Consider the following 20,757-nt stretch of genomic DNA (forward strand, 5'->3'; position numbering starts at 1 on the left):
CGATTCAGTCTAGCGGCGCGCACGCGCCGCTAGACTGAATCGGTACTCTGCCCGCCGCACGCCCAGAGAGGCTCGCTCCGATGCCGACCACCCTGCAGAACGTCGTCTTCCCCGTCGCCAAGGACCCGGACGTGCTGCCGCTCTACGCGGACGCCGAGACCTGGACCACGGTGCGCAACCGGCCCGTGCGCCTCAGCGAGAACGCGCACATCGATCACGTGCTCTCTCGCGACAGCATGCGCGTGCGCTCGGGTCACCGGGTCTCGTTCGCGAGCTACTTCAACGCGTTCCCGGCGGCGTACTGGCAGCACTGGACGGTCGTCGACCGCGTGCGGCTCGAGCTGACCACGCAGGGCCCCGGCACCATCATCGTGTACCGCTCGAACGCATCGGGCGTGCAGCAGCGCGTCGACTCGCGCGCGGTGACCGGCAGCGCCACCTCCACGTTCGATCTCTCCCTGCGCTCCTTCAGCGACGGCGGCTGGTACTGGTTCGATCTCATCGCGAGCACGGAGGATCTCGAGCTGCAGGGCGGGCACTGGTCGACCGACGCTCAGCCGGTGGAGACGGGCAAGCTCAGCCTGGGCATGACCACGTACAACAAGCCCGACTACTGCGTCGGCACGCTCCGCACCGTCGCCGACAACCCCGGGCTGCTCGACGGCATCGATCGCATCTTCCTGGTCGATCAGGGTACGCAGAAGGTGCGCGACGAGGCCGGGTTCGACGAGGTGGCGGCGGCGCTCGGCGAGAAGCTGCAGGTCATCGAGCAGGGCAACCTGGGCGGCTCGGGCGGGTTCGCGCGCTCGATGGCCGAGACGCTGGAGCGGGAGGACAGCGACTTCCTGCTCCTGCTCGACGACGACGTGGAGTTCGAGGCGGAGAGCGCGCTCCGCGCCCTGCAGTTCGGCCGTTTCAACCGCACGCCGGTGATCGTGGGCGGCCACATGTTCGATCTGCTCGACAAGCCCGTGCTGCACGCCTGGGCCGAGGTGGTGCGGCCCGGCCCGTTCCTCTGGGGCCCCTCCTTCGAGGAGCAGCACCGTCACGACTTCCGCAAGCGCAACCTGCGGCAGACCCCGTGGATGCACGCCCGCCTCGACGCCGATTACAACGGCTGGTGGATGTGCATGATCCCGAAGAAGATCATCGCCGAGATCGGCCTGTCGCTGCCGGTGTTCATCAAGTGGGACGACGCGGAGTACGGCCTGCGCGCCCGCGCCGCCGGGTTCCGCACGGTGTCGATGCCCGGCGTGGCCCTCTGGCACGTCTCCTGGATCGACAAGGACGACTCGCAGGACTGGCAGGCGTTCTTCCACACCCGCAACCGCATCATCGCCGGCCTGCTGCACTCCGACCAGCCGGGCAGCGGCAAGCTGCTGCAGAACAGCGGCCGGCAGGACATCAAGAAGCTGCTGAACATGCAGTACTACGCGACGCAGCTCGCGGTCGACGGCATGCGCTCGGTGCTGCGGGGCCCGAGCGGTCTCCATGAGGATCTGCCGAAGGACATGCCCGCGGCCCGGGCCCGGGCGGCGGATTTCCCCGAGACGCACGTGTACCGCTCCGGCGATCCCGATACGCCGCACGCGCGCGGCGGCCGCGCGCTCCCGCTGCTCAAGAAGCCGAAGGATTACCCCACGGGCCTCCGCCTCGGCGCGTTCACCGCGCGCATGATCCCGGTCCACTGGCGGCGCACCGTGAGCGAGCACGACGCGCAGGCGCCCGAGCTGGAGTACGCGAAGGTGGACGCGCTGTGGTGGCGCATTCCGCGCCACTCGAGCGTGCTCATCGGGGCGGCCGACGGCAGCGGCAAGATGTGGTACCGCCACGATCGCGCCAAGTTCCGCCGCCTGCTGAAGCAGTCGCGCGACCTGGTGCGCGAGATCGAGAAGAACTGGGATCGCCTCGCCGCCGAGTATCGTGCGGCGCTGCCGCAGATCACCTCGGCCGAGGAGTGGAAGCGCACCTTCGAGGGGCGCTGATCCCGGGGCGCCGTTTGCTACGCTGGATCCGATGACTTCGCACGGGTTCCCGCAGACCTTCACTCCGGTGGAGTGGATGCTGTCGCACCCGGGCACCAACGGGTACGTCTCCTCCTGGGGCGCCATGCTCTCGGGCACCACCCCCACGTTCGCCGCAGCCTAGAACGGCGCCGGCACCGTGGTCTGCTCTGCAGCCACGCCGATGCGCGCTGCCGTTCACGAACTGTTCAGACTGCGAGTGAACCCTGGGAGACGCTGTGGCATCCACGCCCCGAACACCTGATCAGACCGTTCCGCGTTACGGAACCTTCTCGGAAGCGCGCAGGATCAGCACGATCCTCCGCAAGGAAGCCGTCGGCGGCATCCTGCTCGTCTGCGCGGCCCTCGTCGCGATCGTCTGGGCGAACTCGCCGGGCGCCGACACGTACTTCGCCCTGCGCGACTGGGAGTTCGGGTACGAGCCCTGGCACCTGCGCCTCAGCCTCGGCGCCTGGGCCGCCGACGGCCTGCTCGCGATCTTCTTCTTCCTCGTCGGCCTGGAGCTGAAGCGCGAATTCGTCGCGGGCGACCTCAAGCACGTGCGCACCGCGATGCTGCCGATCGCGGCCGCGGTCGGCGGCGTGCTCGTGCCGGCCGGCATCTACGCCGCGGTGGTCTGGTCGCATCCCGAACTGCGCGCCGGGTGGGCGATCCCCACGGCCACCGACATCGCGTTCGCGGTCGCCGTACTCGCGATCATCGGCTCGAAGCTGCCCGCCGCGCTCCGCATCTTCCTGCTCACGCTCGCCGTCGTCGACGACCTGCTCGCGATCAGCATCATCGCGATCTTCTACACCGACAGCATCGCGGTGCTGCCGCTCCTGCTCGCGATCCTCTCCATCGCGGTCTACGGAGCGATCGCCCAGGGCTTCCGCCGGTTCTTCAGCACGCGCCCGCTCGCCGCCTGGATCGTGCTGCTGCCGATCGGCGTCACCGCCTGGGCGTTCATGCACGCATCCGGCATCCACGCGACCATCGCGGGCGTGCTGCTCGGCTTCACGATTCCGGTGCTGCACTCCCGGCGCGACGAGCAGCGCACCGCTCCAGGCCTCGCCGAGGAGTTCGAGCACCGGTTCCGCCCCATCTCGGCGGGCCTCGCCGTGCCGATCTTCGCCTTCTTCGCCGCGGGAGTCTCGGTGGGCGGCTGGGAGGGCCTGCGCGCGGCCGCCGCGAACCCCGTCACGTTCGGAATCGTGACCGCGCTCGTGCTGGGCAAGCCGGTCGGCATCGTGCTCACGACCTGGCTGGTCACGAAGGCGACGCGCACACGGCTCGATCCGGCGCTGCGCTGGATCGACATCGTCGGCGTCGGTCTGCTCGCGGGGATCGGGTTCACGGTGTCGCTGCTGGTCGCCGAGCTCAGCTTCGCCGCGGGCAGCCCGGCTCACGACACCGCGAAGGCGGCGATTCTCGCGGCATCGGTGATCGCCGCCGCACTCGCCGCGATCCTGCTCGGCGCGCGCAACCGCCAGTACGGGCGCGTGCAGCGCCGCGACCGGGTGGACGCCGACGGCGACGGAGTGCCCGACGTGCATCAGGGCGCTCCGCCGCAGGCGTGAGTCGGGGCGGGCCCGCCTAGAGGAGGTCGGCGAGCTTGTTGTTGTACATCGACAGCGCGGAGCCGATGGCCATGTGCATGTCGAGGTACTGGTAGGTGCCGAGGCGCCCGCCGAACAGCACGTTGCTCTCGCCCTCCGTGAGCTGCCGGTACTTGAGCAGGCGGTCGCGATCCTCGGGGGTGTTGACCGGGTAGTACGGCTCGTCGTCGCGCGTCGCGAAACGGGAGAACTCGCGCATGATCACGGTCTTGTCGGTCGGGTACTCGCGCTCGGGGTGGAAGTGGCGGAACTCGTGGATGCGGGTGTACGGCACGTCGGCCCCGGCGTAGTTCATCACGCTCGTGCCCTGGAAGTCGCCCACCGGCAGCACCTCCTGCTCGAAGTCGAGCGTGCGCCAGCCGAGCTCGCCCTCCGCGTAGTCGAAGTAGCGGTCGACCGGGCCGGTGTACACGATCGGCACCGTGCCGACGACGGCGCGCTTGTTGAGCGGCTGGCTCTCGTCGAAGAAGTCGGTGTCGAGGCGCACCTCGATGTTCGGGTGGTCGGCCATCCGCTCGAGCCACGCCGTGTACCCGTCGGTGGGCAGCCCCTCGTGCGTGTCGTTGAAGTAGCGGTTGTCGTACGTGTAGCGCACCGGGAGGCGGCTGATGATCTCGGCGGGCAGATCGGTGGTCGGCGTCTGCCACTGCTTCGCGGTGTAGTCGCGGATGAACGCCTCGTAGAGCGGACGCCCGATGAGCGAGATGCCCTTCTCCTCCAGGTTCTGCGCCGACTTCGTGTCGAACTCCTCCGCCTGCTCCGCGATGAGCTCTCGCGCCTGCTGCGGCCCGTAGGCGGCGCGGAAGAACTGGTTGATCGTGCCGAGGTTGATCGGCAGCGGGTACACCTCGTCCTTGAAGTTCGAGTAGACCTTGTGCACGTAGTTCGTGAAGGTGGTGAAGCGGTTGACGTACTCCCACACGGTCTCGTTGGAGGTGTGGAAGAGGTGCGCTCCGTAGCGGTGCACCTCGATGCCGGTCTCCGGCTCCGCTTCCGAGTAGGCGTTGCCGCCGATGTGCGAGCGGCGATCGATCACCACGACCCGCTTGCCCGCGCTGGCAGCGCGTTCGGCGATGGTGAGTCCGAAGAAACCTGATCCGACGACGAGAAGATCCATGGCATCGAGCATACCGGCGGGACGCGCCGCCTCCCTGCGCCGTGCCGCGCTCGCGAGCGACCGGCCCGCGGAGCGCGTAAACTCTCAGGGAGCGTCTGATGAACGGCGCAGAAACGAGCAGCTCCTCCGCCCATGCCCTTCATCGCGACTCCGCAGGGTCTCACCCTCCCCGACCTCACCGAGGACGTTCGGTCGGTCGACGTGCACTTCGGCGAGCAACGGGTGTGGTCCATCGACCTGCTGGATCGCGACGAGGCTCCGACGCAGGCGCTGCCCTGGCCGCCCGCGCTGCACCCGCACCTCACGGGATCGGCCGACGTGGTGCTGCGCCGCTCGGGCGACGGGGAGGAGCTCGGCCGGTCGCGCGTCGCCTTCTCCGACGAGCCGCACCCGACCCGCGTGGTGGATGCCGAGGGCATCCCGCTCGCCATCAACAAGTGGGGGCGGCTCGGGAAGACGCTGGGAGCGGGGAACGCGGGCGTGCAGGAGCGCATCCTCGACCGCACCGAGGAGATCATCGGGCACCTCGTCGACATGGGGCTGCGGCCGTTCGTCGTCGGCGGCACGCTGCTCGGCGGCGTGCGCGAGGGCGCACTGCTGCCCCACGACGACGACGCCGACGTGGCGTACCTCTCGGAGCTGCGCAATCCCGCCGACGTGGCGCGCGAGGGCTTCGCCGTGGGGCATCGCCTGCAGCAGCTCGGGTACGAGCTCGTGCGGCACAGTGCGACGCACATGCAGCTCTACTTCCGCACCCCGGCCGGGTCGGTGGATCACTACGTCGACGTCTTCACCGCCTTCTTCACCGATGACGGCATGATCAATCAGCCGTTCCACGTGCGCGGGCCGCTGCGCGCGGACCAGATGCTGCCGTTCGGCTCGGTGCAGATCGCGGGGCGCCCGTTCCCGGCGCCGGCGGATCCCGAGGCCTGGCTCGTCATCAACTACGACGAGAACTGGCGCACGCCCATCCCCGGCTATCATCTCGGCACGCCGCGCAGCACGTCGCGGCGCTTTCAGAGCTGGTTCGGCTCGTACCACTTCAAGCGCGACTTCTGGAACGAGTTCTACGCGGCCGACCACGACGCGGATCCCGATGCGCAGTGGGGCTCGGGCGCCGAGTGGATTCTGGCCCACCGCGATGCTCTGCGCTCCCCCGTGCTGCTCGAGCTCGGCGCCGGGAGCGGCGCGCTCTCGGCGCGGCTGAGCGGCGAGCCGGGAGGCCATCGCACGCGGGTGATCGCCTCCGACTACTCCTCCAGCGCGCTCTCCGCGGCGCGCGCACGCGCGCGCGGGGGCGCGAACGCCGATGCGGGCGCGGAGCCCGGCTTCGAGACCGACCACCTCAACCTCTACCGCACGCTCTCCCTCGACGTCTTCCGACGCCTCGGGGTCACCGGGCCCGTCGACATCGTCGCGAACCATCTGCTCGAACAGATCGGCCACATCGCCCGCGCGAACACGCTGCGCCTGATCCGCATGGCGCTGCGCTCCGGCGGCACCGTGCTCGCGACCGCGTACCGCGAGCACGCTGCGGACGTGTCGTTCGGCGACCCGACGACGTGGCACCTGAGTACGATCGACTTGGCTCGAGAAGCGCGAGCGTACGGCCTCGACATCGATGTCGAGCCGATCGACCCGCAGTCGCACGAGCTCGAACGACGGCCCTACGGGGTCAGGTTCACCCTCGGAGACGCCCCGCCCATTCGCAAGGAGATCTCGATGAAGCAACGCCTGAAGCGACTCGTCATGCGCGCTCGCCCCACCGGCGCACGCGCGCAGATCGAAGCGCTCACCGAGCGCGTCGGCGAGCTCGAGAACGAGCTCGACGAGTACCGCCGCGACAGCCTGCGCGTCGCCGAGCTGCTCGACCTCGCCGAGCAGCGCCTCACTCCGACCCCGGCGTCGATGGACGGCGGAGCGGGCGACGGAGCGGGCGGCACCGGCACCGGCACCGCCCACCCCGCGGCGACTCCCGAACACCCCCACAGCGAGACCCCGAGAGCGGAAGCATGACCGAATCCGAATCCGAGTTCCATCCCGGCACGCACCCCGTGCCCGTCGTCGGCGCTGCGCTCTCCGCAGACAGCGTCCGCGCACGCGTCGCCGCCGTGATCGTGACGTTCAATCGTCTGGCGAAGCTGCCGCAGACCCTGGCGACCGTGGGGGCGCAGAGCCACGAGTGCGACTGGATCGTCGTCGTGAACAACGCGTCGACGGACGGCACGAAGGAGTACCTCGACGGTCTCGAAGACCCGCGGCTCGTGGTGCTGCACCTCGACGAGAACCTCGGCGGCGCGGGCGGCTTCGAGCACGGCATGGCGCACGGTGTGAATCTCGGCGCCGACTTCGTCTGGATCATGGACGACGACTGCTACCCCGATCCCGACGCCCTCGCGACGCTGCTCGAGCAGCGCGACGCCTCGTCGCGCGCACTCGGCCGCGAGGTGCCGTTCGCCTGCTCGATCGTGAAGTACATCGATGGATCGCTGTGCGAGATGAACAACCCGATCACCACGTGGGACTGGCCCCGCGCGTACCTCGCGGGCGTCAAGTCGCTGCTCGTGGTCGAGTGCACCTTCGTCTCGGTGCTCGTGCCGCGCTGGGCGATCGAGGAGCAGGGGCTGCCGCTCGGCGAGTACTTCATCTGGTTCGACGACAAGGAGTACACGAAGCGGCTCACCCACGCGTACGGCCCGGGCATCATCGCGCTCGACAGCGAGGTCGTGCACGACATGGGCGTGAACGCGGGCGTGAACTACCGCTTCATCGACGAGAGCAACGTCTGGAAGTTCGAGAAGGGCGCCCGCAACCAGGCCTCGTACCGGCTGCGCCGAGAGGGCCGCGTCTCCTACCTCATGTACTACCGGCGCCTGTTCCTCGAGATGCGCGAGGGCGGGGTGGCGAAGCCCGTGCGCAAGCGCATGTTCCGCGCGCTCAAGGAGGCGCGCTCGTTCGACCCGCAGCCGCGGTTCCCGAACGATCCGCGCTACCGGCGCTGAGCGCCCGCCAGACGACGAACGCCGCCGCGATGCGATATCGCGGCGGCGTTCGTCGTTGCAGTCGGCTCAGGCGCCGATGACGATGCGCGGCACCCCGGTCCACTTCGCCGGATCGGTGGCGTTGCGGCCGTCGGCGAACAGCTTGATCTCGGGGAAGTCGGCGGGCCCGAGCGCGAGGTAGTCGGCGTGGTCGGCCTGCAGGATCGCGACGTCCACCGGATCGCCGATCGTGTGCGCCGTGAACCCGTACCCCGCCAGCTCCTCATCGGAGAACAGGGGGTCGTGCACGGTGACGACGGCGCCCCGTTCCACGAGCGCCTCGACCGTCGGGAAGACGCCGGAGACCGCGGTCTCCTTCACGCCGCCGCGGTACGCTGCGCCGAGCACGACGACGCGCTGCCCCGAGAGGTCGCCGATGGTCTGCTGCACGCGATCCACCACGTACGACGGCATGGTCGCGTTGTAGTTGCGGGCGGTGCGCACGATGTCGGCGTCGGGGTCGGTCGACAGGTACAAGCGCGGGTACACCGGGATGCAGTGGCCGCCGACGGCGATGCCCGGGCGGTGGATGTGGCTGAACGGCTGCGAGTTGCACGCCTCGATCACCTTGTACACGTCGATACCCGCGGTGTCGGCGAAGCGCGCGAACTGGTTCGCGAGGCCGATGTTCACGTCACGGTACGTCGTCTCGGCGAGCTTCGCCATCTCGGCGGCTTCGGCGGTGCCCATGTCCCAGACGCCGTTGGGCCGGGGCAGATCGGTGCGCTCGTCGAAGGTGAGCACCGACTCGTAGAAGTCGATCGCCTTGCGGGTGCCGGCCTCGTTCAGACCGCCCACGAGCTTCGGGTACTTCTTCAGGTCGGCGTAGACGCGGCCGGTGAGCACGCGCTCGGGCGAGAACACGAGGTGGAAGTCGGTGCCCTCGGCGAGCCCGGAGACCTCCTCGATGAGCGGCTTCCAGCGGCCGCGCGTCGTGCCGACGGGCAGGGTGGTCTCGTAGGAGACGAGGGTGCCGGGGGTCAGGTGCTCGGCGAGCGAGCGCGTCGCCGCATCCATCCACTTGAAGTCGGGCTCCCAGGTCTCCTCGTCGACGAGGAGCGGCACGACGAGCACGACCGCGTCGGCCCCGGGAATGGCGTCGGCGTAATCGCTCGTCGCGCGCAGCGTGCCCGCGGGCACCTGCTCGGCGAGCTTCTCGGCGAGGCCCGCCTCGCCGGGGAACGGCTCTTCTCCGCGGTTGATGCAGTCGACCAGAGCCTGGTTGACGTCGACCCCCACGACCTCGTGCCCCATCGAGGCGTACTGCGTGGCGAGCGGGAGCCCGATCTTTCCGGTGGCGACGACTGCAATTTTCACGGGATCAGTCTAGCGCCACGGCATGCGGCCCGGCTGATCCCTCAGCGAACGCCCGAATCCGCGGCGGCGCCCGCCTGCTCGCGGGCCTCCGCGTACACCGCCTGGTACGCCTCGGCGCGCCGCTCCGGGGAGAAGCGTTCGCGGGCCTGCGCCGCCGTCGCCGCACGCTGCTCGGCGCTGTCGGCGCGGAGCAGCTCCTGGACGGCGTCCGCGAGTTCCGGAGCCGCGCGCTCCGCGAGCCGCGCGGCGGCGAACTCCTCGAGCAGTCCCGTGTGCCCGCCGGTGCCCGAGGTCACCACGGGGAGGCCGCACGCGAGCGCCTCGGCGAGCGCGATCCCGAAGGTCTCCCCCGCCGTCGGCAGCACGAAGACGTGCGCTGCGAGCAGCTCCGCCTCCAGCTCCGCGCGCTCGAGCTGGCCGAGCAGGTGCACGCGCGATTGGAGCCCGGCCTGGGCGACGGCGGCGTCGACGGCGCCGCGCTCCGGCCCCTGCCCCACCCAGCGCAACTCCGCGTCGACCCCGCGCCGCACCAGTGCGGCGAGGGTGTCGACGGCGATCCTCGGCCCCTTGTGCGGGGTCAGGCCGCCGACCGCGATCAATCGCACCGCTGCGCCCGCCGCGGCGGGCGAGGAGCGGCGGCCGACCGGCGGCATCGGCACGGCGTTCTCGATCACCCTCGGCTCGGCCCGGCACCACCGGCGGATCGACCGCGCGAGCGAAGCGCTCACCGCCACCACCCGGTCGGGGCGGCGCAGTCGGCGGAACACGAGGCGCTTGATCGCACCCTTGACGCCGGCGACGGGCTTCGCGAGCCCCGACCAGTGCTCGCTGTGCACCCACGGCAGTCGCACGCGCAGGCCCCAGAACGGGAGCAGTGCGGGGAACGCCATCGTGTGCAGCAGGTCGGCTCGCGCGAGCTCGCCGCGAATCGCAGACCGCGCCCCTCGCCAGGTGCGCGGGCGCGTCGCCGAGAAGGGCACTCGGCGCACGCTCACGTCGGCGCCCGCCTCCTCCGCCTCGAGATACCAGTCGGGGCGGATGAGGTGCAGCACGCGCACTTCGTGCCCGGCGGCGATCATCTCGGCATCACGGAGGTTGAACACGCCCGATCCCGTATGCATGCGGGAGGGAAACCAGGGGGTGACGACCAGAACGCGCATACCCCTACACTACGACCTGCCGCCCGACCGAAACGGGCGCACGGGGCTCATCGGGCCCGCGGGGCTCACGGGGCTCATCGGGCGCACCGGACTCACCCCGCGAGGTCGGCGACCACCTGCCGGGCGCGGGACTGCCACGTGTGGTCGTGCCGCACCTTGCGCACCCACTCCGTCACCGCCTCCAGCTCCTCCGGCCGCTCCACGAGACGGTCGAGCGTCTCCGCGAACCCCGCGCTCCCGTAGTCGACCGTCCATCCGACGCTCTGATCGCGCACGAAGCGCCCCGAGTAGCTGCCCGACGAGGCGAGCACCGGCTTGCCGTTGCCGAGGTACTCGAAGAGCTTCACCGGAACGGCGAACGTCCAGTAGACGATCGGCTCGACCGCGAGCAGGCACGCGTTCGCCTCGTCGTAGAGCTCGCGCAGCTCGTCGCCGCTGCGGTGCACGACGCGGATGTTCGGGGCCATCATCTCCCGGTACTCGGGTTCGCGGAGCTTCCACTCCGCCTCGCGCGTGCAGATGGTGAGCGTGACGCCCGGCCGCCCGGCGATGGCGCGCACGCTCTCGTGCATGCGGTAGTTGTCGCTCAGCCCGCCCACGTAGAGCAGGCGCAGCGGCGCCCGCTCGCCCTCCGGCGCGGGCGCGCCGTCGCGGATCTCGCACCCGGGCGGCAGCTCCCGGAACCGGGCCCGGTCGATGGTCGGCACCCACTGGCTCATCTCCATCGACGGGAGGTAGATGTCGATCCCCGCCCGGCGGTAGCCCCGCAGGTCGCGCCGGTGCAGCATGCGCATGATGGAGTACATCGGCCACCGCAGCACCTCGGCGTAGATCGGGAAGTTCCAGTAGATGTCGCGGTAGAACAGCCCGACCGGGATCCCCGCCCGCTTGCAGAAGCGCAGGAAGCGGATGTCGCGGCTCAGGCTCGTGGCGCGGGTGACGGGCTCACCGAGGCCGGTCGGCGCGGTCGCAGACTCCGAATAGACGAAGTCCACCCGCAGTCCGTTCTCGATCTGCTTGCGCACGCGCGCGATCTGCTCGCGCCGCTCGGGATGGCGGCCCGAGATCTCGATGACGCGGTAGCCGATGTCTTCGAACGCCTGGCGCATCTTGACGGGCCGGATCCCGCTCGCGCTCTTGGCCTCCGGATTGAGGCGGTACGCGACGTGGAAGATCATGACGGGCTGCTCACTCATGCGCTCAGCCTCGACTCCTCGGCGATGCGCGCGATCGGGGCGAGCCATCCGTCGTTCTGCCGCTCCGCCGACAGCGGCTCGGCGGCGCGCTGGGCGTGCGCCTTCCACACCCGCACCTGCTCGGGATCGAGCGCGTCGATCGCCCGGGTGAGCGACTCCTCCGCGAAGTCGTCGGTGACGACGCCCAGGTCGTACTGCTCGACGAGGTCCCGCATCGGCGGGGTGGGCCCGGTGAGGATCGCCAGGCGGGCCTGCACGTAGTCGAAGAACTTGTTCGGCAGCGACATGCGGATGTTGGTGGTCGTGGGCGGCAGGAACGGCAGGCCCACGTCGTAGCGGTTCAGCGTCGACACCAGCTCGGCGTGCGAGACGGGGGGCAGGATCCGCACGCGCTCGCCCAGCTCCTCCGCGAGATCCTGCAGCGACCGGTAGTAGGCGGTCCCGGTGCCCACGAGGTAGAGGTCGATCGTCGCTCCGTTCGAGCTCCGGGCCACCGCGCGCATCATGCGCTCCAGGCGACGGTTCACCTGCGAGGCGCCGGAGTGCACGAGGCGGAGGGGCTCCTCGACGGGTGCCGGCTCCAGATCCTGGAACTCGGTCGCGTTGGTCACCACGCCGCAGCGGATGCCGTACTCGGCCGCGTAGCGCTCCGCGAGCGGCTCGTTGATCGTCGTCGCCGACCGCATGCGGCTCGCCCACGTGCGCAGCTGCCAGGCGAAGAACGGCGCCCGCAGCGCGCGCCACTCGGCGACGTCGTCGTGGCGCCCGGGCCAGAACTCGTGGAGGTCGAGGTGCACTCGCTGCGGGTCGAACACGGAGACCGCGACGCCCGCCGTGTCGAGGTCGTTCGCGAGCACCGCGTCGAAGCGGCGCCCGCGGAGCAGCCGGCGTGCGCGCCGGGCGTACGGAGTCACCCAGTACGCGAAGCGGTGCCGGCGGGCCCGGAGCGCCACGCCCTGCAGTCGCTTCAGCGACGTGCTGAACGCGTCGTCGAGCTCGATGTGCTCGACCCGGGGGTCGGGCTGCGGGCCGTAGCCGCACGTGGTCACGTCGTACGCGTCCGCGAACGCGCGAATCTGCTTGAGCAGGCGGGCATCCGCGACGATGCGCGAGAACGAGATGATCAGGAGTGTCGGGCGCTGCTGCCCCGCCGCGCTCACAGCAGACCCGCCAGTTCGGCCTGCAGACGGAACTCGGGCACCTGCGCGACGACCTCCTCGAACGTCCCGCGGCCGAGGATGTTGCCGCGATCGAGGTAGCAGACCTGATCGTAGTCGCGCACGGTCGCGAGGCGGTGGGCGACGGTGACGAACGTCACCTCGCCCTGCAGCTCGCGCATCGACTCCGTCACCCGGTTCTCCGTCGCGGTGTCGAGCGAACTGGTCGCCTCGTCCATCACCATGACGAGCGGGTCGGAGTACAGCGCCCGCGCGATGCCGAGCCGCTGCTGCTGCCCGCCCGAGATGCTCGCCCCGCGCTCGCCGATGTGCTCCTCGATCCCCTTGCCGCGGCGCGCCAGGTCGCCGAGGTGCGCGCGCTCGAGCGCCGTGCGCACGCGATCGGCGTCGTAGTCGTCCTCCCAGGTGAGGGCGACGTTCTGGGCGATGGAGGCGTCGAAGAGCGCGACCCGCTGCGGCACGTAGCCCACGCGCGACCGCCACTGCTTCATCACGTCGGTGATGGGGATGTCGTCGACCACGAGCTCGCCCGACGTCGGGATGCTGAGCCCGAGCAGGATGTCGATGAGCGTCGACTTGCCGGCGCCCGACGGCCCCACGATGGCGAGGCTCGATCCGAAGGGCACCGTGAGCGTCAAGCCGTCGAGCACGTCCGACTCCGCGCCCGGGTAGCGGAAGGAGACGTCGCGCAGCTCGATCGACCGCGCGCGCTCGGGGAGCACCGCGCGGTCCTCCGCCTGCGCGGTCTGCGCGACCTCGCGCTTCGCGGCCGAGAGCTCGCGGATCACGTCCTTCGCGTACACCTCGTTGGCCCCAGCGGTGGTGAACGCGGACTGCACCGTCGTCATGGCGGGGATCATGCGGAACCCGGTCGCGGCGAAGAGCGCGACCGCGGTGAGCGCCGACGCCATCCCCCCGATGAGGTACGCACTGCCGCCCACCACGAGGAAGCCGCCGATGAGCGCGCTCTCGAACGCGTACTTCGGCACGATGCCGAGGAACGAGATATTCGCGCGCGCACGGGTGGCCACGCGGCGGTTGTTCGAGATCACCTCGCCGATCTCGTCGAGCTTGCCCCGCAGCGTCACCTCCTTGAGCGCATCGACCATCTCGGTCATGATCGTCGCCACGCGGTAGGCGTACGTGCGGTTGTCCATCCCGGCCTGGCGGGCGCGGCGCGAGATCACGAGGAGCATGAGCGCCGAGAACGCGGCGAGGTACACCAGCGCGATCAGCGCCGTGAGCGGCTGGGCCACGACGAGCACCGCCAGCACCGACACGAACGTCAAAATGTTGCCCGGCACCTGCGACAGCGGCAGGATGAACCCGAGGTTCGCGTTCGCCATCGAGCTGTCGACGATGCGCGTCACCTCGGCGGTGCTGATCCTCGCCCGCTGCTCCCAGCTGGAGTGCGTGTAGGCCCGGAAGAGGTCGTTGCCGACCTGCAGCTCGTATCGGGCGAAGCGCCGGGTCGCGAACCAGTGCAGCACGATCGCGAGCGCGCTCTTCAGCAGGAAGAGCCCGATGATGACGACGATGACCCACACCGTCGCATCCGGCTGGATCACCCCGATGACCGGCAGCGACACGGGCTCGCCGCCGGCGACCGGGGTCACCACGGCGACGATGAGCGCGAGCGCGAGGGTGTCGAGGATCGAGAGTGCGCCGGTGACGATCGAGTACCAGATGTAGAACGGCTTCGCCCCCTGCGGGAGCACGCCGAACAGCTCGACCAGCGTGCGCCATAACTGCTTCATCGTTCCGTCTCCTTCATCGTCGAGCTGCTCCGCGAGCCGTCCGCGGCGTCGCCCCCGCCCGTCTGCCGCATGTGCCGGCGGATCACCGGCGGACCGCTTCGGTGAGCACGTCGACCGCGCGGCCGGCGACCGCCTCCAGACCGACGTGCTGCGTCGCCCATCGCGAGACCGCGCCGCGCCGATCCCAGTTCGCCTGCGGTTCGTCGGCCTCGAGCGCGCGGGCGGCCGACACCATCGCCGCCGCCACCTCCTCAGCATCGTGCGCCACCGAGGCGCCGAGCGGCGCGCCGTCGAGGCGGGTGCGCACGAACTCCTCCGCGGGGCCGGCTCCGGCGTAGATCAGGGGAGCGCCGCACACGGCGGCGCTGTAGAGCTTGGTGGGGAACGCGAAGTCGTACCCGGCCCCCGGGCGCACGCTCGCGATCGCCGCGGTCGCCGAGGCCAGCACGGGAGCGATGCGCTCCGCGTTCATCACGGGCTCGAACGATACCGCGCTCGCCACGCCGAGATCCTCCGCGCGGCGCTGCAGGTGCTCCAGCTCCGCGCCGCCGCCGATGAATCGGAGGCGCGCTCGCGGCACGTCGCGCAGCACTGCGGGCAGGGCGTCCACGAAGACGTCGGCGCCGTGCCACTCGGAGGCGGTGCCCGCGTAGACGTACTCCGCGTCACGGCTGCGCAGGTCCTCCGCGCCCCTTCGCGCGGCGGCCAGCGCCCCCGAGAAGCGCGAGGCGTCGACGCCGTTGCCGACGGTCGCCACGCTGTCGATCGCGAACTCCGACAGCCGGCTCGTGACGCCGGAGGAGACGGAGAGCACGCTGCGAGCGCCCCGGAGGGAGAACGACTCCAGCGCGTGCACGACGCGCAGCATCCATGCGGGGGCGCCCGTCTGCGACGCCGCGTCGGACCAGATGTCGGCGGCGTAGTACGCGTACGGCGTGCGCCGCACACCGGTCGCGAGGCGCACGAAGAATCCCGTCGTGGGCGGCGGCTCGGAGACGACGAGGTCGCGCTTGCGTCCGAGCAGCAGCCTGAAGAACAGCGGCACGTCGAAGCTCAGGTACGGCAGGTACCCGCGCACGTAGCCGGTCGCGTCGCGGAGCACGGGGAATCGCCTCACGCGGTAGCCCCGAGGCATCTCCCCCGTGCCGCGCAGCCGCGCCGGGGCCCGCACCGTCAGCACCTCGACCTCGTGCCCGGCCTCGACGAGGGCGCGGGCGAGCGCGGCCAGGCGGAACGAGGCCGCACTCGGCTCGGGCTCGAAGATGCGGCTTGCGATTGCGATCCTCAAGCTGACGCGGCCTCCGCGATCACGCGCCCGCCCCGGCGACTGCGGTCACCGCGGCGATGATGCGGTCGAGATCGGCGTCGCTCAGCGACGGATGCACCGGCAGCGACAGCACCTCGGCGGCGGCGCGCTCCGTCTCGGGCAGGTCGAGCCCCGGCGCGTACTTCTCGAGCGAGGGCAGGCGATGGTTCGGGATCGGGTAGTAGACGCCCGACCCGACGTTGTGCTCCTGCTTCAGCGCTTCGCGGATGCGGTCGCGCTCCCCGGCATCGAGGCGCACCGTGTACTGGTGGTAGACGTGCACGGCGCTCTCGTGCACCTTCGGGGTCTGCACGCCCGCGACTCCTGCGAGCCCGGCGTCGAGCGCCGCGGCGTTGCGCTGGCGCTGCGCCGTCCACGCGTCCACCTTCGTGAGCTGCACGCGGCCGATCGCGGCGTGCACGTCGGTCATGCGCGCGTTGAACCCGATGACCTCGTTGGCGTACTGCGTCTCCATGCCCTGGTTCCGGAGCAGTCGCACGTTGCGGGCGATCGTCTCGGAGGCGCAGGTGACCATGCCGCCCTCGCCCGACGTCATGTTCTTCGTCGGGTAGAGGCTGAACATGGCGAAGTCGCCCATGGTGCCGACCTGCCGGCCGTTCCAGCTCGCCCCGTGCGCCTGAGCGGCGTCCTCGTAGATGGCGACGCCGTGCTCGCGCGCGATCGCCTCGATCTGGTCAACGAGGAACGGGTGGCCGTACAGGTGCACCGGCATGATGCCCTTGGTGCGGGGCGTGATCGCCGCGCGCACGGCCTCGGGATCGAGCGTGAAGTACTCGGGCTCGATGTCGACGAATACCGGGGTCGCACCGGTCAGCGCGACGGAGTTGCCGGTCGCCGCGAAGGTGAAGGAGGGCACGATGACCTCGTCGCCGGGGCCGACGCCGGCGGCGAGCAGGCCGAGGTGCTGACCGCTCGTTCCCGAGTTCACGGCGACGGTCTCGCGGCCGTCGGCAAAGTGCGCGCCGAACTCCTGCTCGAAGGCGGCCACCTCGGGCCCCTGGGCGATCATGCCGGAGCGGAGCACCCGGTCGACGGCGTCCCGCTCCTCCTGGCCGATGATCGGCTTGGCCGGAGGAATAAATTCGATTGCCATATGATCTCGGCCTCTCTCTTCGGCGAATTCACGCACACTTCCTACGAGGATACCGTTTCCCGGCATGGAGCTCGCCCGGCAGCGCGGGGCGCCCCCTAGAGCGCGTCGAGCAGCGCGCGCACCGCCGCGCCCGAGACCTCGGCGGTCGCGTGCTCGCGCACCCAGCGCTGCCCGGCCTCCGCCTGGGCGCGCAGCTCGTCCGACGGCAGCAGGAGCATCTCGCGGAGCCGCTCGGCGACCTCGTGGTGGCGGGTCACGACCCACGCCTGATTCGAGCCGGCGGGGAGGTCGGTCTCGATCCGCTCGTCCGCACTCGACAGCATCACCGCACCCGCGGCCATCGCCTCGACGCCGAACATGCCCGGCATGTGCGCGTAGAACTGGTTCATGACGATGTGGGCGCGCTCGAGCGCCGCGGTGACCTCCTCGTGCGGCACCCCCGAGAGCTCGACGTACTCGAACTCCAGCCCCTCCTCGCGCAGCGCGGCGACCGCGGCGCGCACCAGCTGCGTGCCCTTGATGATCGGCGACGACGGCGCGTGCACGACGACGCGGGGCCCGGGGCGCGCGAACCTGCCGAGATCCGTCGCCACGTCCTGCTCCGGGAAGAAATACCGGAACGGGGCGGTGTCGCGGGTGAGGTAGCCGCGCTGGTCGACGGCGGCGGTGAAGATCAGGTCGGCGTGGCGATCGGCGGCCTCGGCGACGCCGCGCCGCACGCGGTCGTACCCCTCCGTGCCGTAGATCGGCTTGATCGCGGGCAGGTAGGTGGCGATGTTCGGCAGACCGGTCTCCCGCTCGTGCTCCTGCATCACGGGAATCGACCGGATGTCGGAACCCGTGAAGTAGCACACGAGCTTCACGCCGCGCGCCTTCAGGAATCCGAACTCGAACTCGCGGAGATCCGTCTGGGCACGGAGGAACCCGCCCGGGCCGACGTAGATGAACCCGCGGGCGCGGGCGGCGAGCCGGCCGAACACCCAGGCGTCGCGGAGGGAGCTGCCGATCCAGCCGCCGGGCACCGGCCGGGGTTCGTAGTCGTAGCCGCCCGAGTAGAAGGGGTGCGGCTTGAGCACGGCGGTGTACGAGCCCGGCACGCCGCGCGCCATGCTGCGCACCATCGTCGCCGTCTCCTCCGGGCCGATCACCCAGCTGATCGGCTCCTCCGGGGCGCGGCGGCGCGCGCGGCGGAACGACCAGGCTGCGACTGCGCGCTGCAGCGGCGCGACGACCCTCCGCACCAGGCCCGACACTACTGCTGCGCTTCCTCGAGACCCGCGACGCGGCAGCGCTCAGGCATGCGACTCGAGCACGCGGGCCAGGGTCTCCACGACGCGCAGCACGTCGCTCTCCGCGAGCTGCGGGTAGAGCGGCAGCGTGAGCGCCGATGCGTGGGCGCGCGTCGCCTGCGGCAGCTGCTCGTCCGCGATGCCGAAGCGGTCGCGGAAGTAGGGCTGCAGGTGCATCGAGTAGGTGCCGAGGGTGGTCTCGATCTCCGCCGCCCGCATCGCGTCGATGACGGCGTTCCGGTCGATCCCCTCGTCGAGCAGCACGACGTACGACTGGTACGCGTGCTCGGTGCCCTCGGGCACGTGCGGTGCGGCGACCCCGGCGACTCCCGCGAGCGCCTCGCCGTAGGTCGCTGCGAGCGCCCGCCGGCCCGCCATGATCGCGTCGAGCTTCGCCATCTGGGCCACGCCGATGGCGGCGTGCACGTCGCTCAGCCGGTAGTTGTACCCGGCGTCGACGAACGACATGTAATGGCTGCCCCGCACGGCGCCGTGGGTGCGCAGCACGGCCACGCGCTCCGCGAGCGCGTCGTCGGAGGTCGTGATGAGCCCGCCCTCGCCCGTGGTGATGATCTTGCGGGGGTGGAAGGAGAACACGCCCGCCGTGCCGAGCGCACCGGCCTGCCGGCCCCGGTACGTGCCGCCGAGGGCGCACGCCGCGTCCTCGATGACGGGCACGCCGATCCTCGCCGCCTCGGCGTTGATCGCGTCCATGTCGGCCGGGAGGCCGAACGCGTGCACCGGCATGATCGCCCGCGTGCGCTCCGTGACCGCCGCCCCGATGAGCGCCGGGTCCATGTTGAAGGTGTCGAGATCGATGTCGACGAACACGGGGGTCGCGCCCTGCTGGATCACCGCGTTCGCGGTCGCCGGGAAGCTGAAGTCGGGAATGATGACCTCGTCGCCCGCCCGTACCCCGGCGGCGTGCAGCGCGAGATGCAGGCCCGTCGTCGCCGAGCTGGTGGCGAACGCGTGGGGAACCCCCACGTACTCCGAGACGAGCCGCTCGAACTCGGCGGCGCGCGGCCCCTGCGTCAGGTAGCCCGACTCGAGCACCTCGGCGACCGCAGCCAGCTCCTCAGCTCCCGTGAGCGGCACGTTCAGACGCATCATCGGGCGAGCACCCGATCGTAGAACTCGATGGTCTCGGCGAGCGCGTCGGAGTTCAGCACCTCCGGCTGGCGGCCGACGAGCTGCTGCAGCTTGGAGACGTCGGCCATGTGCCGACGCACGTCGCCCGGGCGCTCCGCGATGTGCTCGACGGGATGATCGGGCTTGCCCATGATCTCGAGCATGCGCGCGATGAGCGTATTGATGGAGGTGCCGACGCCGGTGGCGACGTTGATCTCCTCGCCCCGGCACTCCGGGGTGTTGTGGATCGTCACGGCGAAGTCGACGGTGTCGCGCACGAAGGTGAAGTCGCGGCTCTGCTCTCCGTCGCCGTGCACGAGGATCGGCTCGCCCGCCCGCACCTTCTGCACGATGATGGGGATGATGCCGGCGTACGACCCCGGGTTCTGGCGCGGGCCGTAGTTGTTGAAGGGGCGCACGATGGTCGCGTCGATGCCGAAGGTGCTGACGAACGAGCGGAGGATGTGATCCTCGGCCGACTTCGCTGCGGCGTACGGCGTGAGCGCGTCGTGCGGGTGATCCTCGTCCATGGGCACGTAGCGGCCCGAGCCGTAGGCCTCCGAGCTCGACATGTGCACCAGACGCTCGATGGAGCCGCGCCGCGCGATCTCGCAGAAGGCGCTGGTGATGCCGATGTTCGTCTGCATGGTGAAGTGCGGGTAGCTCAGCGAGGTCGGCAGCGGGATCGTCGCGAGGTCGAACACCGTCTCGACCTGGTTCTGCTCCACCACGTCCTGCATCGCCGAGAGGTTCGACGCGTCGAGGCGCACGACCTCGAGATCCGCGCCCGTGCGCTTCGCATCATCGAGGTTGTGCTCGTTGCCGAGGAAGAAGTTGTCGACTACGACGATCCGGCGCGCGCCCTCCCGGACGAGACGATCGACCAGGTGGCTGCCGATGAATCCGGCTCCGCCCGTGACGAGCACGGAGCGATCTCGAATAGTCACTGAAACTTCCTCTCCTGCGGCACGCTGCTCCCAGTGGGCAGCACGTTTTGAAGCCAGGTCACAGACTAACATCTTGTCCACCGGCACCCCCTGACCGCCGAGAGAGCGAGCTCCACCGATGAACTTCCCCGACGGCCACGGCGGTCTGCCCGCGAATCCGTACCACCCGCACGCCTGGTTCGTCGGCGAGCCCGTCATCGGCGAGGGCTGCTGGATCGGGGCGTTCTGCGTCATCGACGGGAGCGGCGGGCTGACGATCGGAGCGGGCTGCAACCTCTCGGCCGGCACGCAGATCTACACGCACTCCACCGTCGCGCGCTGCGTCTCGGAGGGCGCGCGCCCGATCGAGCGCCGCCCCACCTCGCTCGGACATCACGTGTACGTGGGCGCGAACGCCGTCATCCTGATGGGCAGCGAGATCGGCGACCACTGCGTCGTCGCGGCGGGAGCCGTCGTCGCCGAGGGCACGGTCGCCCCGCCGTACAGCGTGCTGCGCGGCGTGCCCGCCCGTGTGATCCCGGGCGCCGCGCGCAAGTTCGCCGCCGAGCACGCGGACGAACTCGGCGGCGAACCCTCCTGAGC

17 protein-coding genes are annotated in these 20,757 nt (G+C 70.6%); 6 read left to right on the forward strand and 11 right to left on the reverse strand.

Going from position 1 to position 20,757, the window contains the following annotated elements:
* The first annotated feature begins 80 nt into the window (after positions 1 to 80).
* The 3 genes from NS354_RS04495 to nhaA all read left to right on the forward strand — a co-directional run bounded on the left by NS354_RS04495 (position 81) and on the right by nhaA (position 3,583).
* A complete protein-coding gene (locus NS354_RS04495) occupies positions 81 to 1,985 on the forward strand; it encodes a glycosyltransferase (RefSeq protein WP_058593404.1) in 1,905 nt (634 codons plus the stop codon).
* Between the two features lie 31 nt (positions 1,986 to 2,016).
* Positions 2,017 to 2,148 carry a hypothetical protein gene (locus tag NS354_RS13870; RefSeq protein WP_269208759.1) on the forward strand — a complete coding sequence of 44 codons (132 nt, stop codon included), beginning with the start codon at positions 2,017 to 2,019 and terminating at the stop codon, positions 2,146 to 2,148.
* Positions 2,149 to 2,242: 94 nt separating this feature from the next.
* A complete protein-coding gene (gene nhaA, locus NS354_RS04500; protein WP_058593405.1) occupies positions 2,243 to 3,583 on the forward strand; it encodes a Na+/H+ antiporter NhaA in 1,341 nt (446 codons plus the stop codon).
* Between the two features lie 16 nt (positions 3,584 to 3,599).
* Here nhaA and glf read toward each other — a convergent pair whose 3' ends face one another.
* On the reverse strand, positions 3,600 to 4,739 hold the full coding sequence (gene glf / locus NS354_RS04505) for a UDP-galactopyranose mutase (protein WP_058593429.1): 1,140 nt from the start codon (positions 4,737 to 4,739) through the stop codon (positions 3,600 to 3,602).
* 132 nt (positions 4,740 to 4,871) lie between these two features.
* On the opposite strand from glf, the gene NS354_RS04510 reads away from it, so the two are divergent.
* Both NS354_RS04510 and NS354_RS04515 read left to right on the forward strand, forming a co-directional pair.
* On the forward strand, positions 4,872 to 6,755 hold the full coding sequence (locus tag NS354_RS04510) for a hypothetical protein (protein WP_058593406.1): 1,884 nt from the start codon (positions 4,872 to 4,874) through the stop codon (positions 6,753 to 6,755).
* Positions 6,752 to 7,741 (forward strand): glycosyltransferase family 2 protein, encoded by a 990-nt coding sequence (locus NS354_RS04515; RefSeq protein WP_082677891.1) that lies wholly within the window; start codon positions 6,752 to 6,754, stop codon positions 7,739 to 7,741. Before NS354_RS04510 ends, NS354_RS04515 begins: the two co-directional genes overlap by 4 nt.
* 66 nt (positions 7,742 to 7,807) lie before the next feature.
* Here the strand turns inward: NS354_RS04515 and NS354_RS04520 are convergent, their stop codons facing one another.
* The 10 genes from NS354_RS04520 to NS354_RS04565 all read right to left on the reverse strand — a co-directional run bounded on the left by NS354_RS04520 (position 7,808) and on the right by NS354_RS04565 (position 20,175).
* Entirely contained in the window at positions 7,808 to 9,097 is a 1,290-nt protein-coding gene (locus NS354_RS04520; RefSeq protein ID WP_058593407.1) for a nucleotide sugar dehydrogenase, read from the reverse strand.
* Between the two features lie 41 nt (positions 9,098 to 9,138).
* Positions 9,139 to 10,257 carry a glycosyltransferase family 4 protein gene (locus NS354_RS04525; protein WP_082677892.1) on the reverse strand — a complete coding sequence of 373 codons (1,119 nt, stop codon included), beginning with the start codon at positions 10,255 to 10,257 and terminating at the stop codon, positions 9,139 to 9,141.
* Between the two features lie 92 nt (positions 10,258 to 10,349).
* Positions 10,350 to 11,453 (reverse strand): glycosyltransferase family protein, encoded by a 1,104-nt coding sequence (locus NS354_RS04530; protein WP_058593409.1) that lies wholly within the window; start codon positions 11,451 to 11,453, stop codon positions 10,350 to 10,352.
* The gene (locus NS354_RS04535; protein ID WP_058593410.1) at positions 11,450 to 12,613 is read right to left on the reverse strand and encodes a hypothetical protein; all 1,164 of its coding nucleotides are present in this window, start codon (positions 12,611 to 12,613) and stop codon (positions 11,450 to 11,452) included. Before NS354_RS04535 ends, NS354_RS04530 begins: the two co-directional genes overlap by 4 nt.
* Complete coding sequence (locus NS354_RS04540; RefSeq protein ID WP_058593411.1) at positions 12,610 to 14,388, reverse strand: ABC transporter ATP-binding protein; 1,779 nt, start codon at positions 14,386 to 14,388, stop codon at positions 12,610 to 12,612. Before NS354_RS04540 ends, NS354_RS04535 begins: the two co-directional genes overlap by 4 nt.
* 82 nt (positions 14,389 to 14,470) lie before the next feature.
* The gene (locus NS354_RS04545; protein WP_058593412.1) at positions 14,471 to 15,676 is read right to left on the reverse strand and encodes a glycosyltransferase family 4 protein; all 1,206 of its coding nucleotides are present in this window, start codon (positions 15,674 to 15,676) and stop codon (positions 14,471 to 14,473) included.
* Positions 15,677 to 15,695: 19 nt separating this feature from the next.
* On the reverse strand, positions 15,696 to 16,808 hold the full coding sequence (locus NS354_RS04550; RefSeq protein WP_058593413.1) for a DegT/DnrJ/EryC1/StrS family aminotransferase: 1,113 nt from the start codon (positions 16,806 to 16,808) through the stop codon (positions 15,696 to 15,698).
* A 95-nt stretch (positions 16,809 to 16,903) separates the two neighbouring features.
* The gene (locus tag NS354_RS04555; RefSeq protein WP_058593414.1) at positions 16,904 to 18,061 is read right to left on the reverse strand and encodes a glycosyltransferase family protein; all 1,158 of its coding nucleotides are present in this window, start codon (positions 18,059 to 18,061) and stop codon (positions 16,904 to 16,906) included.
* 39 nt (positions 18,062 to 18,100) lie between these two features.
* Entirely contained in the window at positions 18,101 to 19,210 is a 1,110-nt protein-coding gene (locus NS354_RS04560) for a DegT/DnrJ/EryC1/StrS family aminotransferase (protein WP_058593415.1), read from the reverse strand.
* A complete protein-coding gene (locus NS354_RS04565; RefSeq protein ID WP_193750703.1) occupies positions 19,207 to 20,175 on the reverse strand; it encodes a dTDP-glucose 4,6-dehydratase in 969 nt (322 codons plus the stop codon). The genes NS354_RS04560 and NS354_RS04565 overlap by 4 nt, the downstream gene beginning before the upstream one ends.
* Positions 20,176 to 20,293: 118 nt before the next feature.
* On the opposite strand from NS354_RS04565, the gene NS354_RS04570 reads away from it, so the two are divergent.
* Positions 20,294 to 20,755 (forward strand): acyltransferase, encoded by a 462-nt coding sequence (locus tag NS354_RS04570; protein ID WP_058593417.1) that lies wholly within the window; start codon positions 20,294 to 20,296, stop codon positions 20,753 to 20,755.
* The last annotated feature ends 2 nt before the right edge of the window (positions 20,756 to 20,757 follow it).

It is taken from the genome of Leucobacter chromiiresistens (assembly GCF_001477055.1).
Taxonomy (GTDB): Bacteria; Actinomycetota; Actinomycetes; order Actinomycetales; family Microbacteriaceae; genus Leucobacter; species Leucobacter chromiiresistens_A.

Bases quoted from the DNA above. Each gene is read 5' to 3' on its own strand.
- NS354_RS04495 (WP_058593404.1), top strand. From the start codon at position 81: ATGCCGACCACCCTGCAGAACGTCGTCTTCCCCGTCGCCAAGGACCCG.
- NS354_RS13870 (WP_269208759.1), top strand. From the start codon at position 2,017: ATGACTTCGCACGGGTTCCCGCAGACCTTCACTCCGGTGGAGTGGATG.
- glf (WP_058593429.1), bottom strand. From the start codon at position 4,739: ATGGATCTTCTCGTCGTCGGATCAGGTTTCTTCGGACTCACCATCGCC.
- NS354_RS04510 (WP_058593406.1), top strand. From the start codon at position 4,872: ATGCCCTTCATCGCGACTCCGCAGGGTCTCACCCTCCCCGACCTCACC.
- NS354_RS04515 (WP_082677891.1), top strand. From the start codon at position 6,752: ATGACCGAATCCGAATCCGAGTTCCATCCCGGCACGCACCCCGTGCCC.
- NS354_RS04525 (WP_082677892.1), bottom strand. From the start codon at position 10,257: ATGCGCGTTCTGGTCGTCACCCCCTGGTTTCCCTCCCGCATGCATACG.
- NS354_RS04530 (WP_058593409.1), bottom strand. From the start codon at position 11,453: ATGAGTGAGCAGCCCGTCATGATCTTCCACGTCGCGTACCGCCTCAAT.
- NS354_RS04540 (WP_058593411.1), bottom strand. From the start codon at position 14,388: ATGAAGCAGTTATGGCGCACGCTGGTCGAGCTGTTCGGCGTGCTCCCG.
- NS354_RS04550 (WP_058593413.1), bottom strand. From the start codon at position 16,808: ATGGCAATCGAATTTATTCCTCCGGCCAAGCCGATCATCGGCCAGGAG.
- NS354_RS04560 (WP_058593415.1), bottom strand. From the start codon at position 19,210: ATGATGCGTCTGAACGTGCCGCTCACGGGAGCTGAGGAGCTGGCTGCG.
- NS354_RS04570 (WP_058593417.1), top strand. From the start codon at position 20,294: ATGAACTTCCCCGACGGCCACGGCGGTCTGCCCGCGAATCCGTACCAC.